We start from the raw sequence: 17910 nt of genomic DNA on the forward strand, positions 1-17910 counted from the left end.
CGCGCCGGTCACAGGGCCCGCAGGCCGTTGATCACGTCGCGCAGAATACTCTCGTCCGGCAGTTCGGCCGGGGGCACGGGCCGGTTCACATGGACCAATTCGGTGTCGACGAGGTCTCCGACCAGGACCCGGACCACTCCGACCGGCAGGTCGAGTTCGGAGGCGAGTTCGACGACCGTCTGCGGGGTGTCACGGCACAGCTCGACGATGTCCACATGCTCCGGGGAGAGCGTCGGGTCCGTCTCCGGATCGTCGGCGTGGGGCTCCGTGACGACCACCGCGATCAGATCGAGGCGGTGCTGGGCCGCACTGGTGGTGCGGCCCCGCGTCATGGCGTACGGACGGACGACCGGACCGGCCTCGTCGTCGAACCAGTGGCTTCTCTCCTGACCGTCAGCGCTCATGCCATCCCACTACCCGCCGGAGGGCAGATCGGTGCGTGGGGCGGTGCCCAGATGCGCGCCGACCCGCTTCACCAGGAGCGTCATCTCGTAGGCGACCTGTCCGACGTCCGAGTCGGCGTCCGCGAGGACGGCGAGGCAGCTGCCGTCACCGGCGGCCGTGACGAACAGGAACGCCTCGTCGAGTTCGACGACGGTCTGGCGGACGTCACCGGCCTCGAAGTGGCGGCCCACCCCCTTGGCGAGGCTGTGGAACCCGGAGGCGACCGCGGCCAGGTGTTCGCTGTCCTCGCGGGTCAGGTCCTTCGACGCCCCCGTGGCCAGGCCGTCGCCGGAGAGCACGACGGCCTTGCGGATGCTGGCGACGCGGTCCACCAGGTCGTCGAGGAGCCAGTTCAGCCCGGCCTTGTCGGTCGCGGTGTGGCCGGTGGCCTTCGGTGCGGTCATCGACCGTCCCCCTTAGTCGTTCGTCGTGGTGCTGTGCCGCCGTCGGCGTCCTCGCCCGCGGCGTTCTCCTCACGGCCGCGTTGCCAGCCTCGCTGGAGCGATGCCATGCGGCTGCGTACTTCTTCCGCGTCCCGTTCAACGGGCCGGGCCCCGTCCTCGTTCCGCCGTCCGGTGCCGCGCTTCAGCTGCGGGGCGAGGCTGGCCTGCCGTGTGCGCCGGGGCAGCGATCCGGCACCGGGCCACGCGGCGCCGGTCTCCCGCGCCGCGCCGCCGGGTCCGGTCTCCGCTGCCGCGTCCGCGGCCGGCGGGGGCCCCTCCGGGTCGCTCGACGCGGTCGCGGGGCGGCGCGTGCGCCGGGGAAGGAGCGCAGGCGTCTTCGGCGGGTCCTCGTCCGCTCGGCCGGAGGGCGCCGGGGTCTCGCTCCCTTCTCCGGCGCGGGCACCGGTCCCGGGACGGGCGGGGTCCGCGCCCCTTCTGCGGGTGGGGAGCGCCGGCAGCGCCTCCGTGCCCGGCCGCTCCTGCTCACGGTCCGAGGGGAGCCGTCCGGCGCGGCGGGCGGGGAGCGGGGAGGCGGGCTCCGGGCCCGGGCGGCCGGCGCCCCGGCGTCCCGCCGGGTCCTCACCGCGGTCGGGGGCCGGAACCGGCGGTGCCTGCGGGCCCGGGCGGTCCGGCGAGGCGGCCGTGTCCTCGTCCGTCCGTTCCCGGCGGGTGCTCCGGTCCCCGACCGGGCGGCCGTGGGAGCTGACCAGCTTGGGCGCCCTCCGGCGGGGCAGCGGGACCGGGGCGTCCGTCCGGTCGTCCGCGTCCCGGTCACGCCCCTCACGGGTGCCGGGGGCCTGCTGGTGCTGCGCGCCGCGGCGACCGGGCCGCTCGTCCTTGGTTCGGGTGTGGGAGCGGCGGGAGCGGAAGAGGCCGCCGCGCCCGCTGTCCTCGTCGTCCAGCGCGCCGGGGAAGTCGTCGAGGACGTCCAGGTCGACCGGGGCTTCCAGTTCCACCGGTCCGTCCAGCAGCGAGGCGGGCAGCCCGGGCATCTGCACGGGCGTCTGGGAGAGCGCGGCGTGGCGGCGCTCCTCCGGTTCCCCGCTCTTGGCGCGCTGGGGCCGGTCGAGGCGGAAGCCGACGCCGTTGGTGTCCGGCACGTCGTCCGTCAGCAGCGCGTCGGGGATGAGGACGACCGCCGTGGTGCCGCCGTACGGGGAGGGCTGGAGGGAGACCCGGATGTTCTGGCGCTGGGCGAGGCGGCTGACCACGAAGAGCCCGAGCCTGTCGGTGTCGGTGAGTTCGAACTCGGGTGTCTCGGCGAGCCGGAGGTTGGCGTCCAGGAGCGCGTCGGCCGCCATGCCGAGACCGCGGTCGTGGATCTCCAGGGTGAAGCCGTTGGCCACGCGCTCGCCCAGGACCTGGACGGCGGTGTGCGGCGGCGAGAACACCGTGGCGTTCTCCAGGAGTTCGGCCACGAGGTGGGTGAGGTCGGCGACGGCCGGTCCGGTGACGGCGACCCTCGGCAGGCGGCGGACCTCGATGCGTTCGTAGTCCTCGACCTCGGCGACGGCGGCGCGGACGACGTCCATGAGCTGGACGGGCTTGCGCCACTGCCGGGAGGGCGCGGCGCCGGAGAGGATGACGAGGCCCTCGGCGTGCCGGCGCATGCGGGTGGTCAGGTGGTCGAGGCGGAACAGGTCGGCGAGTTCCTCGGTGTCCTCGGTCCTGCGCTCCATGGTGTCCAGCAGGGTGAGCTGCTTGTGGAGGAGGACCTGGCTGCGGCGGGCGAGGTTGACGAACACCTCGGAGACGCCGGCGCGCAGTTCGGCCTGCTTGACGGCGGCCTCCACGGCGGCGCGCTGGAGGGTGTTGAGGGCCTGGCCGACCTCGCCCATCTCGTTCTTGTCGTACTCCAGCCGCGGGACCTCGGTCTCGACGTCGACCTGTTCACCGGCGGAGAGGCGGCGCATCACACTGGGCAGCCGAACACCGGAGGCCTCGTGTGCCTCGAGACGCAGCTGCCGCAGGTCCCGGATGAGACCGCGGCCGATGCGCACGGAGAGGAAGAGGGAGAGCAGGAGGGCGACCAGTCCGAGGGTGCCGGCGATGACGGCCCGGGTGATGACGCCCATGGCGACGGGACGCACGCGGTCCTGGTAGCGGTCGGTGGCCCGGTCGTTGAGGGTGCCCAGCTCGGCGAGCACATGGCCGGCGGCGGTGTCCCAGCTCTTCGCGGTGATCCCGCGGGGCGGCCCGGTGCCGGAGGAGAGGGCCGCCTCCTCGCCCACGCGCAGCGGAGCGGACACGGCGTTCTTCCAGAAGGCCTCGTAGCGGTCGCGCTCGGTCGCGGGCAGCAGCGGCAGGCTGGCGTCGTACATCAGCGTGCGCTGGGCCACGAGGTCGGAGACGTCCCGCACTTCGGCGCGGGACAGCCTGCCGACGATCAGGGCGGAGCCGAGCAGGGCGTCCTCCCGGGCGAGCAGTTCGCGGGCGCGGGCCAGGTTGACGAGGGCCCGGTACTGCTTGTCCAGCTCGACGTCCTCGACCACGTGCAGATTGGCCAGCAGGACGTAACACGGGTCGACCAGCCGGTTGTAGAGGTCGAGGGCCTGGGAGCGGTCGACGGTGCCGTCCTCGACGCTGCGGCGCAGGGAGTCGATGCCGTCGAAGGAGTCCAGCACCGCGCTCAGCTCGCCGGAGTCCTCGTGCATGGCCTCGCGGACATCGGGGTCCGCCGCGTTCTCGCGGACGCGGGCGACGGCCCTGTCGGTGGCGGCGCGACTGCGCCGCAGGGCGGCGAGTCCGTCGGAGGCCCGGGGGTCCGCGAGGTGGACGAGGGTCTGCCGGCGCTCCTGCTGGAGGACGCGGACGGTGTCCTCGACGGGGTAGCCGATCTCCTCCATCACCGACGACACATCGAACAGGTGGCTCGCCTCGCGGCCGGTGAGCACCGTGGTGAAGGCCCAGATCGCCGTCAGGGACACCAACGGCACGAGGAGCAGCGCCACGATCTTCCGGCGGACGGACTTCCCGCGAAAGCGCATGGCCTCCCCCAGCTCGCCCCCCGGCCGGCCGGGGGCACACATGTGCGTCAACAAACGGCGCGAGCCTACTACCGAGGCGCGGTCGACTCGAAGAACTGTCCGGAGGCTGAAGTTCCGCACCAGCGGCGAGACATGGGGAGTTGTCCGGTCATTGCGGGAGATTGCCGCCCGCGTTCGGAAGGGTGTTCCGCGGACCGGCCACCGGGGCCGCGGAGACGGTTGGCCGAATTCTTTCCTCGCCCGGGAATCTTCCTGACGTTCCGTTCGTCCTTCTCTGTGGGAGATGGGGGCGGAATCGGCCACAGGAGCCGTGTCCCGCCTCCGGGCGGCGTAAAACAGCGCAAGCCGGGCAGCCACTGGGGAACCGGGTCTTCGGACACGAGCGAGCGGTCTGCTGGCGGTGGGGAGTGACACGTTGATGGGCACGGCGGAGCGGCGCGAGGCGCCCGAGGACGGCGCGGCGGCGCAGGTGACGATCCGGTCGGATGCCGGGATACCGCAGCGCGGTACCTCCTCAGCCGGGCACGGGGCGACCGGCGGACGCGACGTTCCGGCGAGCGGGCACGACGGCGAGGGACGGGCGGACCGGGCCGACGACGGGACGTACGGCACCGCGGGGGACGCGGTCGCCTCCGGCGCCCACGAGCAGGTGTACCACCGGCCCCTGTGGGTCGAGGAGCCGGCGCGCAGGCCCCGGTTGCCGGATCCGGTGCGGACGGCGGCCGTGCGGGCCGTGCTCGTCATCGCCGTGACCCTGATTCAGGCCATGGTGGCCTTCCTGTGCACGCTGGCCGGGTCGTGGCTGGCCTTCCCCATGGTCGTCAGCGGCATCGTCAGCACGATCCTGGCCACGTGGGCGGCCCTGGACGTGTGGGTCACCCGTCAGGTCTGGAAGCAGCGCCACGGCGTGGTGTCCACCCCCAGCAGCACCGCGCGGGCCCTGCGGCGTGAGCGGCGCCGTGCCCGGCGTCAGGAGCGGTCCGCCGAGCGGACGCGGGCCCGCATACGCCGGCGGGGCGGAGCCGGGCAGCTGTCGCACTCCTGACACCGGCGCCCGTATCCGTCCCGCCCCTGCGGTACCGGGAGTGCGGCCGTACGGCGCCTCCCGGGCATCCGGTCACCCGGTGGCATGATGGTGCACATGGCGCACGAGTGAGCGTCATGTGCAACAGGATCCGGGCGGGCGACCGGTGCACCGAGGGACCTCGGATGCGGCCCGCACCGGCGCGACAGGTGGTGAGGGCCGATCCATGACCGGCGCGCGCGGACAGTCGGGACGCCGCGCGGCGGACCCGGCGCGGCGGAGCGGGAGGAGCGCGGCGAGCGCCGTCCAGTCGGTGGACCGCGCCGTGAGCGTGCTGGAGCTGCTCGCCCGCCGCGGTGAGGCGGGCGTCACCGAGATCGCGGACGCGCTGGGGGTGCACAGGTCCACGGCTTTCCGGCTGCTCGGCGTCCTGGAGAACCGCGGTCTGGTGGCCCAGGCCGAGGACCGCGGCAAGTACTACCTCGGGGCCGGCGTACTGCGTCTCGCCGGAGCCGCGGCCGTGCGGCTGGACATCTCGCAGGAAGGCGTCCCGGTCTGCCGGAAACTGGCCGACGAACTGGGCGAGACGGTGAACATCGCGGTCCTGGACGACGACGCCGCCGTCAACATCATGCAGGCCCGCGGCACGGCGTCCGTCACGGCGCAGAACTGGCTCGGCAGGCGCACCCCGCTGCACGCCACCTCCAGCGGCAAGGTGTTTCTGGCGCTCATGCCGCCCGCCCTGCGCGAAGGCGTTCTCGCCGGCCCGCTGCACCGGTTCACGGAACGCACGGCCACCGACGCGTCCGTTCTGCGCGGTGAGCTGGAGACGGTGATCCCGCGGGGGTACGCCGTCACGCTCGAGGAGCTGGAGCTGGGACTCGCGGCCGTCGCGGCGCCGGTCCGCTCGCACGACGGCGAGGTGATCGCGGCGATCAGCGTCTCCGGACCGGTGTACCGGCTGACTCCGGACCGCCTGCCCGAGCTGGGCAGGCGGACGGCGGCAGCGGCGGACGAGCTGTCCCGGCGCATGGGCTACGGCTTCTGAGCCACGTGTCCGAGCCGTGCGAGGGAGGGGGACGCGAGGTCACCCGCTCGTCGGCGCGGGCCGCTTGAACATGCGTGTCGCCGTGATCTCACTGTGCGCCTCCACCCCCGGGTCCTGCTGAGGCAGACCGGGCCGGAGGTGTTCCTCCACGCTGATGTACTTCAGGCCGGCCCGCAGGTCGGCGTCGTTGCGCAGCCGGATGACCAGCGGGAACTCCGCGAGTGCCGTCGTGTCGAACAGACCCGTGGTGTACAGGAGCTGCACACCGAGCGCGTCGGCGACCGCCCGCTGGAGCTCCAGCAGGTAGGTGGCGTTGGCGCGGCCGATGGGGTTGTCGAGGAACAGGGTGCCCGCGTGCCGGTGCTTGTCCCGGCCCCGGTCGTTGGAACGCAGGGCGGCCATCGTGCAGTACAGGGCGATGGCCGCGGTGAGCAGCTGGCCGCCGGAGAACACGTCGCCCATCTGCCCCACGGGGACGCGCTCGGCGCGCAGCACCGCGTCGGGCTTGAGGATCTCGACGGCGACGCCCTTCGGCTGGAGGGCGGCGGCGACGCCGCGCAGCAACAGGGACATGCCGTCGCGCCGCAGGTCGGAGTTCTTCCTGACGGCCGACCGGGTCGCCTCGTCGATGACCTCGCCGAGCCGCTCGGTGAGCGTGGCCTGGTCGGGTTCCTCGAAACGGATGCGCAGGAACTCCTGCCCGGACCACTCGCCGAGCCCTTCGGGCAGCCGGGAGAGCCGCTGGGCGGAGCGCAGGGTGGCGAGGGCCGACTCCACGAGTCCCCTGAGCCGGTCCACGATGGAGTCGCGGTTCCGTTCCAGTTGTTCCAGCTCGTCGGTGAGGACGCGCAGCCGGGGCGCGAAGGCGTCCGCCCACTTCTGGGCGTGCTCGGGCAGCGCGGAGGCGGGCAGCTCGCGGATCTGCTGCCGCGCGGGGGTGCGGACCTGTTCGTAACGCGTGGAGTTGGCGTGCCGGACGAGGACGTCGCTCGCCTCGCGCACGGCGGACTCGGCGGCGGACAGGTCCGCGGCGCAGCCGCGCAGCGAGCGGCGGGCCTCGGCGGCGGACTGCCGGGCCTCCTCCAGGCTGCCGGGGTAGGGCTCGGGCTGCTCCTGTTCCTCCTCGGAGGCGTGTTCGCGCAGCAGGTCGCGGAGCATGGCGGCGATCTCGTCGAAGCCGCCGGCCGCGTCCTCGGCGGCGCGGTGCGCCTCGAGCAGTTCGGCGTGGGCCTCCCGGGCCTGGTTCAACGCCTCGCTGCGGGAGGCGAGTTCGGCCGTGGCGGTGCGCAGGAGGGCCTGTGCGTGCTCGGCGTCGCGCGGCACCAGCTCGTCGGGCAGCCCGGTGTGCGCCTCGCCGTTCTCGGGCGCGAGCCGCTCGGCTTCGCCGCGCAGCCGCCCGAGCTGCTCGCTCGCGCCCGACATGCGCGTCTCCAGGAGCTGCACCAGTTCCTCGGCGCGGGCGGCGGCGGCCTGCCGGCTGGGCCCGTCGGATCCGTCGGGTGACTGGAGCAGTTGCTCCGCGCGGGTGCGGACCTTGTTGCTGAGCCGGTCCAGCTCGGCGCGGGCCGCGCTCTCGTCGCTCTCCGCGCGGGCCTGTTCGGCGCGCAGGTCGGCGCCGACGCCGACCTTCTCGTACACCTGGGACGCGGCCCGGTACGCCTCGCGCAGGGCGGGCAGCGAGGCCTGCGGCGCCCCGGCGTCGTCCTCGGGCACGTCGTCGGGGGCGCCCGCGATCTCGGAGCGCTCGGCGCGCAGCGCACGCGCGGTGCGCCGGGCGTCGTCGGCGGCGCGCTGGGCGGCGCGCCGGTCCTCGTCGGCGGCACGGGCGCGTTCCAGACAGACCTGGGCGCGCGCCTCGGCCTCGGCCGCGTCGTCGGCCAGTTCGCGGAGCTTCGCCTGCCATCCGGCCCGTTCGCGCAGCCGGAACGCGAGCCCGGCGAGGGCGTCGGCGGCGCGCCGGGCCTTCTGTGCGGCCTCCTGTCGCTCGTCACGGATCCGGGCGGCCTCGGTGGCGGCCTCCTCGGCCTCGGCGCGCACGGTGCGTGCCTCGGCCAGCTCGGCCTCGGACTCCTCGGCGAACAGCCGCGCCTCGTGCGCCGCCCGCGCCAGCTCGGTGAGCCGGCCGGCCGGGCAGCCGGTGCGCCAGGAGGAGAGCCGCGCCGCCAGCTCGCGGTCCTTGCCCAGACGGGCGGCGAGCGCCCGGATCTCCTCGTCCCGCGCCGTCGCCCGCGCGCGCAGCGCCTGCCGCTCCTCGTCGGCGGCGTGCTCGTCGTGCATGGCCGGGTTCGGCGGGACGAGGAAGACGTCCCCGGTGTCCGCGTCCGGCGCCGGGGTCGGGGCGAGCAGGGCGGCGGCCGTGCCGACGGCCACGGCGGACCGGGGCAGCAGGGCGGCGTCGCTCAGCGCCTCACGGGCGCGGACGTGGGAGTCCGGGTCGGTGATGATGACGCCGTCGACCAGCTCGGGCCGGGCGGCCAGGACGCGCGCGTGGTCGGCGGGGTCGACGGCCTGGGCGAGGTAGCGCCAGCCGGGCAGCGCGGGGATGCCGTGCTCGCCGAGGAACTCGACGGTCGCCAGCACGTCCGGGCCGGGCGGCAGCAGCCCGCCGTCACCGAGGGCGCCGAGGATGCGGGCGTCGTCGGCGGCGGCGGTGCGCAGCTCGAACAGCTGCCGCTCGGCGGAGGAGACCGCGTCGTCGAGCAGTTCGCGCAGGTCGTCGGCGAAGCGGTCGAGTTCCTCGGCGGTGAGGGCGCCGCCGGGCGGGGTGTCGCCCGGCCCGGCGTCCGTGTCGTGCCGGGGCCGCGGGACCGACGGCCGTGGAGCGGTGCCGGTCAGGCTCAGCAGCTCCGCCAGCCGCTCCTCGGCGGCGAGGGCCTCGGCGGTGCGGCGCTCGCTCTCGTGGGCCCGCTCGGCGGCCGTGGCCGCGTCCGCCGCGCGGGCGGCGGTCAGTTCCGCGCGGCTCTCGGCGGCGGCCGCCTCGCGCGCGTGCTCACCGGCCCGGCGGGACGCCTCGCGGGCGAAGTCCCAGGCGGCGACCGCCGTCTTCTCGGCGTCGCTGGCCGCGAGGGCGGCCCGGGCGGGGTCGGCGTCGGGGGCGCTGTCGTCGAGCCAGCCGGCCCGGACCGCCTCGGCGGTCTCCTGCTCGACCTCGGTGAGGCGCTGGCGCAGGTGCCCGATCTCGCTGCGGGCGCGCTGCGCCTCGGTGGCGGCGGCGGTGGAGTCGCGGTAGGCGGAGTCGCCGGCCTCCTGGAGGGCGGCGGACCGCTCCTCCTCCTCGTTGGCGAGGTCCTCGGCGTCCCGCGCGGCGGCGTGCAGGGCGCGTACGAGGTCGACGGCGGCCTTGGCGCGCGCGGCCAGCGCGGGCGCCGCGTCCCGCTCGGCCTCCTGGATCGCGGCGGACACGCGGGCGACGCGGTCGGCGGCGGCGCGGTGGCGCAGCACGGCCTCGGCGGCCTGCCAGGCCGCGTACAGCGTGCGCGCGTCGGCGAGTTCGCGCTTCTGGGCGGCGGCGGACTTCTCGGCGGCGGTGAGCGCCAGGGAGGCGTGCCGGTAGGCGAGTTCGGCGGAGATCAGGGCGCTGCGCTCGCGGGCGGTCTCCGCGTGGGTGACGGCGTACGCGGCGCCGGTGACCCGCCCGGCCAGGTCGGCCGCGCGGACGCGTTCCTGGGCGCCGCGCGCGGAGAGCCGGCGCGCCAGGGTGCGGGTGCGTCGCTCGGCGGCGGTGTGGATCTCCCGTGCGCGGGTGCGGGCGTCGGCGGCCTCGACGATCCGGCCGAGCAGGTCGACGGAGCCGGCGGTGAAGTCCCGCTCGGCGATCAGCTCGGCGCGCCGGCCCAGCTTGTTGCCGAAGCCGCCGACCAGGTCGGCGAGCCCGTCGGTGTCCCGGGTGTCGGTGACGGCGCGCAGCAGCAGGTCGGTGAAGTCGGAGTCCTTCTTGACCGCGAAGAGGCCGGCGGCCTCGCCCTCGTCGGCGTTCATCTCCCGCTGGTAGCGGAAGAGTTCGGGGTCGAGTCCCAGCTCGCCGAGGTGTTCGGTCCAGCGCTCGTGGACCTCCTCCCAGTGCACCTCGAGGTGCGGGTACGTCCTGCCCGCCTCGGTGAGGGCGTCCCGGAAGCCCTTCATGGTGCGGCGCCGCCCCCGCGCGCCCGACTGGCCCTCGACGGGCGGCCGTACGGCCGTGGACTCGGCGACGGGCAGGTTGTCGAGACCGAGGCCGGGACCGGGCCGGAAGGAGTACCAGGCCTCGGCGAACTTCCGCGGGTCGTTGGAGACCTGGCGGCCCCGCCACTCGCTGACCTTGCCGACGACGACGCACTCGCCGGTCTGCACGTGCTGCCACTCCAGCGCCACGTGGCCGCAGTCCTCGGCGAGCAGGAACTTGCGCAGGACGCCGGAGCTGGCGCCGCCGAGGGTGTTGCGGTGGCCCGGGAGCATCACGGAGAAGATCAGCTTCAGCAGGACGGACTTGCCGCCGCCGTTCTCCAGGAAGAGCACGCCGGCGGGCGCGGGCCGGCGCGGCGGGCCGACGGGCTCCTCCTCGAAGAACTCCGCCTGCGTCGGCGCGGGGTCGGGCACGGGCTCGCCCACACCGCGCAGGTCGAGCACGGTGTCGGCGTAGCGCGCGCCGGCGGGCCCGATGGAGTAGAGGCGGACCCGGGACAGCTCGTACATGGCGGACTCTCGTGAGGCTTCGTGAAACGGGGGGGGTCAGGAGGAGTGGAACGGCAGGCCGGCGTCGGCGACGAGCTCCAGGTCGTCGGCGTCCTCGGGGGGCAGCAGGGTGGGCGTGCCGTCGGTGACCGGGACGACGCCCAGTTCCAGCAGCTCGGTCATGGCGGCGCTGCCCGCCATGTCGCGCACCTGGAGCTGGTAGCGGGCCGTGGTGCGGTACGTGCCGCCGTTGTCGTCGCCGGTGCGCTGCAGGAAGCCGGAGTCGGTGAGGAAGCCGACGGCCTTGGCGACGATGCCGGTGGTCGATCCGGCGAGCCGGCGCGCGTCCTTGGTGGCCCCGGTCGCGCTGCGCCTGGCCCAGATCCGCCAGGCGGCCTCCAGGCCGGGGGCGTCGCTGACCGGGTCGGTGTTCTCGCCCTGCCGCGCGGCCCGCTCCTCCAGCCGGTGGCAGGCCTGGCGTACGAAGGCGTCGACGCCGTTGACCGTGACGCGCCCGATGTAGCCGTCGTCGGCGAGGTCCTCCGGGCGCGGGAAGGCCATGGCGGCGACGGCGAGATGGGCCAGTCCGTGCAGGAACCGGTCACTGCCGTCGGCGGAGGTGCGCCGTGCGTAGTCGCCCATGCGCACCGCGAACACGGAGCCCTCGGCGGCGGTCACGGCCATGCCCGCGCGCGGGGACACCTCCAGCACGATCAGTCCGAGGCCGGTGGCCACGGCGTCGGCGAGCCGTGCGAACGGCGGGTCCTCGCGGTAGCGGCGCAGCAGGTCCGCGTACTCCTGGTCGCGGGCCGGCTGGAGTTTGGGCTGGAGGCCGAAGGCGACGAGCCGCGCCGCGTCGGCGGCGTCGGCGGGCGTGACGGCGGCACCGGCCGGTGCGGCTGCGGCCTCCGGCTCGCTCCACTCGACGTGCTCGGTCACGGTTTCGGCTCCTCGTTCTGGAAAACAACGGTGCGGTCGGCCCCTCCGGGCCCGCGGGGCCGCATCGACCGCGGCTGCGCCGGGCGGGCCCGGCCCGCCGCCGCGAACTCGCGGCGGCGGGCCTCCTGCGCGGCCGTCACGCCGCCTCCGTCCGGTCCGCCGCCATCCCCGCCGCGTCCAGCAGCGCCGTACCGACGACGAGGTCGGCCCCGCCGAACTCGGGGTCGTCGAGTTCGGTGCCGTCGTCCACGGCGAACAGCAGCTTGCGCTCGCCCTGGCGGTAGGCGGTGCCGACCGGCGGGCTGGCGGCGTGGATCGCCAGCAGGGCGACCAGATAGGGCAGTTCGGGGTCCCGGCGGCGCGCGTCGGCGAGCAGTCCGGACAGCCGGCGCGGCGCGTCGGCGGGCAGGTCCAGCAGCTCCGTGGCGGCCGCCAGCTGCTCCTCGCTGAAACGGCTGTCGTCCGGTGTGGCGATGAGGTCGGGCTCCGGCATCTCGGCGCCGAGGTGCTCCCGCTCCACGGGCGGCGTCAGCAGGATCTCGACGAGGTCGGCGACCCGGACGGACACCGGGGTGCGCAGTCCGGTGCCGTGGGCGAAGAAGGCGTCGGTGACCCGGGCCGCCCGCTCCACGGGCAGCGGCAGCAGGGGCGCCAGGAGGTGGCCGTACAGGTCCGTGCCCGAGGTGGCCGTGGGCGTGGCGAAGGCCTGCCGGTCCTGTTCGGCGCGGAACAGCGGGCCCGCCTCCAGCAGCCGGGACTGCAGCTGCGTGTGCCGCCGGATGCAGTCCTTGACGATGTCCACCAGCTCCGCGGCCCGCCGCTTGTGCTCGGGGTCCTCGGACTCGTCGCGGGCCTTGCGGATGTTGGTGAGGATCGCGTTCTCGTGGCGGTACCGGTCCGCCACGTGCTCCAGGGCCTCGGCGATCATGTCGGGCACGGCGCTCAGCCAGTCCACCGCGCGCACGTTGCGCCGGGTGGCCTCCAGCGCCCGGCGCAGGGTCTCGGAGTACTGCACGGTCCGGTAGCGGGCCTGCTCCGCGGCGAGCTGGGCGTCGGCGAGCCGGCCGCGGCTGATCAGCACCTCCAGCTTGACCTCGGCGGCGATCTGCGCGCTGGTGACGTCGGTGTCCAGGGCGCCGACCAGGACGTTGACGGCCTCGTCGGTGGTCCGCAGGTACACCGTGCCGCCGGGGCCGGGTACCTCCTCGATCAGCTTGAAGTCGTAGTCGCGGCGCACGTAGGTGCCGTCCGCTCCGAACACGCCGTACACCGCGCGGAAGCCGCGGTCGACGCTGCCGACGTTGATCAGGTTCTCCAGGACCCAGCGGGCCACCCGCTCGTGCTCGGCGGCGGAACGGCGCGGGGCCTGGGCGGCGATGCGCGGGACGAGCCGGGCGACGACCTGGTCGTGGTCCGCGCCCGTGTCGAAGTCCATGTTCAGTGTGACGAGGTCGATGGCGGCCAGGGCGATCTCCGCCATGCCGTAGACCGAGTACTCACCGGCCAGGTTGACCTTGCGCGCGTCCAGGTCGTGCAGCGGCGCGGTGCAGGCGAGCGCGCGCAGCCGCCGTGCCAGCCCCTCATCGGCGGCCGGGCCCGGCGCGGGCCGCGGCCCCGCGCTGAGCTGGGGCGGAGCGCTCTCCGTCGATGCAGGTGAAGTCACGATGCACAGACTAGGTCCTCGCTCTGACAACGACCCAAACGAGGCAGTTGCGCCCCGGCGCCGCGGTCGTCGCGCCGGTGTTCCGCGGCCGTGCGCGGCCGCGGCTCAGCCTCCCCGCCCGTCCTCCCCGACCCGGCGCCGGTAGACCTCCACCACCCGCTCCAGCGAGACGTCGAGGTAGGCCGCGAGCAACTGCTCGGCCTTCTCCCGGTCGCCGGCCTGCAGGGCCTGGAGGATCTCGGCGTTCCGCGCGATGTACGGCTCGTGCAGCTGCCTCGGTTCGTCCACGACGTGGAAGGCGAGCCGCAGCTCGGCGAAGACGCTGCGCATCAGTTCGTCGGTGCGCTCGCTGGCGGCCAGGGCCACCAGTTCCCGGTGGAAGTGGATGTTGGCCGTACCCACCCCTTTCCAGTCACCTTCGCGCGCCGCCCGGCGGCTCTCCTCCACCACCTCGGCGAGTGCGTCCAGTCCGTACGGGGGATCGCCGAGGCCGCGCACGACGGCGCACTCGACGAGTCGGCGGGTGCGGTAGATGTCCTCGACGTCCTCGACGGTCAGCACCCGGACGAACACCCCCCGGTTCAGCTCGTGGACGAGCAGCCGCTCGTGCGTGAGCAGCCGGAACGCCTCGCGCAGCGTGTTGCGGGAGACCCCCAGCGCCCCGCCGACGCTGTCCTCCGACAGCCGCGTCCCGGGCGGGAAGTACCCCTCGGCGATCCGGCTCCTGAGGATGTCCGAGACCCGCTCGGCCGTACTGGTGCGGCCCAGCAGGGCACGGTCGCCGGCCAGTCCCCTCAGCTCCTCTGCCATGCCCGGAATTCAATCGCACGGGGAGGGGCCGGACAACAGGGGTATTGAAGGATCGTTCAACGATCCCCTACCGTGCTCCGCACGACTCACCGCTTCCTCCCGCCCCCCACTGCGAGGTGCCCATGAGCACGCCCCCTCCACCGCAGGCGCCGACCGGCCGGCCACGCCCCGCGGCGACCGGACGCGCCGACGACGAGGGGGCGTTCGGCTGGCTGCGTGCGCTGGGGCCGCAGGGCCGACGGGCCTTCGGGGGCGCGTTCGGCGGTTACGCCCTGGACTCGTACGACTACTTCACCCTGCCGCTGACCATGGTCGCGCTGTCCGCGTACTTCGGCCTGGACAGCGGCCAGACCGGCCTGCTCACGACCGTCACGCTGGTGGTCTCCGCGATCGGCGGCGCCCTCGCCGGCGTCCTGGCGGACCGCGTCGGCCGGGTGAGGGCGCTGCTGCTGACGGTGATCACCTACGCGGTGTTCACCGTGGCCTGCGGCTTCGCGCCCGACTACGAGACGCTGCTGGTGTTCCGGGCCCTGCAGGGCCTCGGCTTCGGCGGCGAGTGGGCGGTCGGCGCCATCCTGGTCGCCGAGTACGCGAGCGCCGGGCACCGGGGCCGAACCCTCGGCGCGGTCCAGAGCTCCTGGGCCGTGGGCTGGGCGCTGGCCGTGATCGTGTACACGACGATCTTCTCGCTGGTCGGCGACGACCTGGCCTGGCGCGTGATGTTCTGGACCGGCGCGCTGCCGGCACTGCTCGTCGTGTGGGTGCGGCGCAGTGTGCGGGACGCGCCCGAGGCGGCCGCCGCGCGGGAAGGGAGCGCCCACCGGGGCTCGTTCGCGGCGATCTTCCGGCCGGGCCGGGCGGGAGCGCCGGGGCTGCTGCGCACCACGCTCTTCGCCGTGCTGCTCTCCACCGGCGTGCAGGGCGGTTACTACACCCTGGCCACCTGGGTGCCGACCTACCTGAAGACCGAGCGCGGCCTGTCGGTCGTCGGCACCGGCGGCTACCTGACGTTCCTGATCTCGGGCGCCTTCGCCGGCTACCTGACCGGCGGCCACCTCACCGACCGGCTGGGCCGCCGGCGCAACATCTGGCTCTTCGCCCTGTTGTCGGCCGTCTGCATCGTCGCGTACACGAACATCCCGAGCGGCGCCGACACCCTGGTGCTCGTGCTCGGTTTCCCGCTCGGGTTCTGCATGTCGGCGATCTTCAGCGGCTTCGGCTCCTATCTGAGCGAGCTGTACCCGACGGCGGTGCGCGGTACGGGACAGGGCTTCACGTACAACACCGGACGCGCCGTGGGCGCCGTCTTCCCCACGACCGTCGGCTTCCTCGCCGACGGCTGGGGCGTGGGCGGGGCGCTGGTCTTCGGCGCGATCGGCTACGGCCTGGCGGCGCTGGCGCTGCTGGGGCTGCCGGAGACGCGCGGAAAGGAGCTGGAGTGAACCGCGGGACGTGCCGGGCCGGCGGTGCCGCCCGGCGGGGCGGCCGCGCGGTCCGACGGTGGTGTCCGTGCGGCCGGTGCCGCCCGCGCACCGGGGCGGACGTTCCCCGGCGGCGCCCGTGACCAGCAGTTCCGCGCGGCCCGACGGTCCCGCGCGACCGGGAAGGGGAGACGAGGGATCCATGACCTCCATCGATCTGAACGCCGACCTCGGCGAGGGCTTCGGCCGCTGGCGGCTCACCGACGACGAACGGCTGCTGTCCGTCGTCACCAGCGCCAACGTGGCCTGCGGTTTCCACGCGGGGGACGCGGCCACCATGCGCCGGGTGTGCGCGCTCGCGGCCGAGCGCGGGGTGCGGATCGGCGCCCAGGTCTCCTACCGGGACCTGGCGGGGTTCGGGCGGCGCGCGATGGACGTGCCGCCCGCCGAGCTGGCGGCCGAGGTGGCCTACCAGATCGGCGCCCTGCAGGTGTTCGCCCGGGCGGCGGGCGCCCGCGTGGCGTACGTCAAACCGCACGGGGCGCTGTACAACCGGGTGGTGCGCGACGAGGAGCAGGCCGGCGCGGTCGTCGACGGGATCCTCCTCGCGGACGCCGCGCTGCCCGTGCTCGGTCTGCCCGGCTCGCGGCTGCTGGAACTGGCCGCGAAGGCGGGGCTGCCGGCCGTCACGGAGGCGTTCGCCGACCGCGCGTACACCGACGAGGGCACCCTGGTGCCTCGCAGCCAGGAGGGCGCCGTGGTCACCGACCCCGCGGCCGTCGTGGCGCGCTCGGTGGGGCTGGCCCGCTCCGGCGAGGTCACCGCCCGCTCGGGGCGGCGGATCGGGGTGCGGGCGCGCTCCCTGTGCCTGCACGGCGACACGCCCGGCGCGGTGGACCTGGCGCGGCGGGTGCGCGACGGCCTGGAGGCGTCGGGGGTCCGGGTGGAGGCGTTCGCATGAGGGTGCTCCCCGTCGGCGAGGACGCCCTGCTCGTCGAGGTCTCCTCGGGCGACGAGGCCCGGGCGCTCCACGCGGAACTGCTGCGGCGCCGCGCGGAGGGCTCGCTGCCGGTCGGCGAGATCGTGCCGGCCGCGCGCACGGTCCTGCTCGACGGCCTGGCCGACCCCGCCCGGCTGGCCGCCGAGCTCACCGCCCGTGCGCTGCCGCCCGTGCCCCCGGGCGCGCCGGAGACGGTCGAGGTCCCGGTGCGCTACGACGGCCCGGACCTCGCCGACGTGGCCGCGCACTGGGGCGTGCCCGCGCGGGAGGTGGCGCGCATCCACGCGGGCGCCGAGTTCCGCGTCGCCTTCTGCGGTTTCGCGCCCGGCTTCGGCTACCTCACGGGGCTGCCGTCGCGTTACGACGTGCCCCGCAGGCCGACCCCGCGCACGGCCGTGCCGGCCGGCTCGGTGGCGCTGGCGGGGCCGTACACGGGCGTGTACCCGCGGTCCTCGCCGGGCGGCTGGCAGCTGATCGGCACGACCGACCTCGTGCTGTGGGACCCCGCGCGCGAGCCTGCGGCGCTGCTCTCCCCCGGCACGCGCGTGCGGTTCGTCCCCGTGACCGCGACGGGGACGGGGACGGCGGCATGACGGACCGTGCGCTCGCCGTCGTCCGGGCGGGAGCCCTGACCACCGTGCAGGACCGGGGCCGCCCCGGGCACGCCCACCTGGGCGTGCCCCGTTCCGGGGCGCTGGACGGGCCGGCGGCGGCGCTCGCCAACCGGCTGGCCGGCAACCCGCCCGACGCCGCCGTCCTGGAGACGACCCTCGACGGCTGCGCGCTGCGTCCGCGTTCGACGGTCGTCGTGGCGGTCGCCGGCGCCCCCTGCCCCGTCGCGGTGGACGGCCGCCCGGCCGCCTGGGGCGCGCCGGTGCGCGTGCGTGCCGGGTCGGTCCTGGAGGTCGGAGCGGCGGCCTCGGGCGTGCGCGCCTACGTCGCCGTCTCCGGCGGGATCGCCGTCGAGCCGGTGCTGGGCAGCCGCTCCACCGACCTGCTCTCGGGCCTCGGCCCGGCGCCCCTGGCGGACGGCGCCGTCCTCCCCCTCGGGATTCCGCGGGGACGCCACGCGTGCGTGGACGTCGCCCCGCAGCCGGCGCCCCCGGACGAACTCGTGCTGCGCGTGACTCCGGGCCCGCGCGACGACTGGTTCACCCCGGAGGCGGTCCGGCTCCTCACGTCCCGCACGTACCACGTGTCCCCCGCGAGCAACCGCATCGGGCTGCGCACGACCGGGCCGGCCCTGGAGCGGGCCCGGACGGACGAACTCCCCAGCGAGGGCATGGTGCTGGGGGCGGTCCAGGTGCCGCCCGACGGCAGGCCGGTGGTGTTCCTGGCCGACCACCCGACCACCGGGGGCTACCCCGTGATCGCGGTCGTCCGCCCCACCGACCTCCCGGCCGCCGCCCAGGCGGTACCCGGCACCCCGGTCCGCTTCGTCGCCGTACGCCGCCGCTGAGCGCTCGGGCCGTGTCCGCCCG

At 75.2% G+C, this 17910-nt stretch carries 13 protein-coding genes; 6 read left to right on the forward strand and 7 right to left on the reverse strand.

Features of this window, described 5'->3' with window-relative positions; all coding sequences use genetic code 11:
- Positions 1-8: 8 nt before the first annotated feature.
- Genes GL259_RS08020 through GL259_RS08030 form a run of 3 tightly spaced genes read right to left on the reverse strand, consistent with a single transcriptional unit; the run spans position 9 to position 3874 of the window.
- Positions 9-404, reverse strand: a complete 396-nt coding sequence (locus GL259_RS08020; RefSeq protein WP_159530569.1) for a DUF742 domain-containing protein — start codon at positions 402-404, stop codon at positions 9-11.
- 9 nt (positions 405-413) lie between these two features.
- Positions 414-848: a roadblock/LC7 domain-containing protein gene (locus GL259_RS08025; RefSeq protein WP_159530571.1), complete on the reverse strand. Its 435-nt coding sequence runs from the start codon at positions 846-848 to the stop codon at positions 414-416.
- Positions 845-3874: a nitrate- and nitrite sensing domain-containing protein gene (locus GL259_RS08030; RefSeq protein WP_159530573.1), complete on the reverse strand. Its 3030-nt coding sequence runs from the start codon at positions 3872-3874 to the stop codon at positions 845-847. Before GL259_RS08030 ends, GL259_RS08025 begins: the two co-directional genes overlap by 4 nt.
- Positions 3875-4292: 418 nt before the next feature.
- Between GL259_RS08030 and GL259_RS08035 the strand changes: the two genes are divergently transcribed.
- Together GL259_RS08035 and GL259_RS08040 are read left to right on the forward strand one after the other, a co-directional pair.
- Positions 4293-4919 (forward strand): hypothetical protein, encoded by a 627-nt coding sequence (locus GL259_RS08035; protein ID WP_159538465.1) that lies wholly within the window; start codon positions 4293-4295, stop codon positions 4917-4919.
- Positions 4920-5124: 205 nt separating this feature from the next.
- Positions 5125-5946, forward strand: coding sequence for an IclR family transcriptional regulator (locus GL259_RS08040; protein ID WP_159530575.1), 822 nt, complete (start codon positions 5125-5127; stop codon positions 5944-5946).
- A 39-nt stretch (positions 5947-5985) separates the two neighbouring features.
- Here GL259_RS08040 and GL259_RS08045 read toward each other — a convergent pair whose 3' ends face one another.
- The 4 genes from GL259_RS08045 to GL259_RS08060 all read right to left on the reverse strand — a co-directional run bounded on the left by GL259_RS08045 (position 5986) and on the right by GL259_RS08060 (position 14008).
- The gene (locus GL259_RS08045; protein WP_159530577.1) at positions 5986-10617 is read right to left on the reverse strand and encodes a hypothetical protein; all 4632 of its coding nucleotides are present in this window, start codon (positions 10615-10617) and stop codon (positions 5986-5988) included.
- A 36-nt stretch (positions 10618-10653) separates the two neighbouring features.
- Positions 10654-11535, reverse strand: a complete 882-nt coding sequence (locus GL259_RS08050; RefSeq protein ID WP_159530579.1) for a hypothetical protein — start codon at positions 11533-11535, stop codon at positions 10654-10656.
- Positions 11536-11671: 136 nt separating this feature from the next.
- Positions 11672-13198, reverse strand: a complete 1527-nt coding sequence (locus GL259_RS08055; RefSeq protein ID WP_159530581.1) for a hypothetical protein — start codon at positions 13196-13198, stop codon at positions 11672-11674.
- 105 nt (positions 13199-13303) lie between these two features.
- Entirely contained in the window at positions 13304-14008 is a 705-nt protein-coding gene (locus GL259_RS08060) for a GntR family transcriptional regulator (protein WP_159530583.1), read from the reverse strand.
- A 122-nt stretch (positions 14009-14130) separates the two neighbouring features.
- On the opposite strand from GL259_RS08060, the gene GL259_RS08065 reads away from it, so the two are divergent.
- From GL259_RS08065 to GL259_RS08080, 4 genes are all read left to right on the forward strand, one after another.
- Complete coding sequence (locus GL259_RS08065; RefSeq protein WP_159530585.1) at positions 14131-15450, forward strand: MFS transporter; 1320 nt, start codon at positions 14131-14133, stop codon at positions 15448-15450.
- Positions 15451-15631: 181 nt separating this feature from the next.
- Entirely contained in the window at positions 15632-16390 is a 759-nt protein-coding gene (locus GL259_RS08070; RefSeq protein ID WP_159530587.1) for a 5-oxoprolinase subunit PxpA, read from the forward strand.
- Positions 16387-17022: an allophanate hydrolase subunit 1 gene (locus GL259_RS08075; protein WP_159530589.1), complete on the forward strand. Its 636-nt coding sequence runs from the start codon at positions 16387-16389 to the stop codon at positions 17020-17022. The genes GL259_RS08070 and GL259_RS08075 overlap by 4 nt, the downstream gene beginning before the upstream one ends.
- Complete coding sequence (locus tag GL259_RS08080; protein ID WP_159530591.1) at positions 17019-17888, forward strand: biotin-dependent carboxyltransferase family protein; 870 nt, start codon at positions 17019-17021, stop codon at positions 17886-17888. Before GL259_RS08075 ends, GL259_RS08080 begins: the two co-directional genes overlap by 4 nt.
- Positions 17889-17910: the final 22 nt, after the last annotated feature.

The sequence above is a fragment of the Streptomyces sp. Tu 3180 genome, assembly GCF_009852415.1.
Taxonomy (GTDB): Bacteria; Actinomycetota; Actinomycetes; order Streptomycetales; family Streptomycetaceae; genus Streptomyces.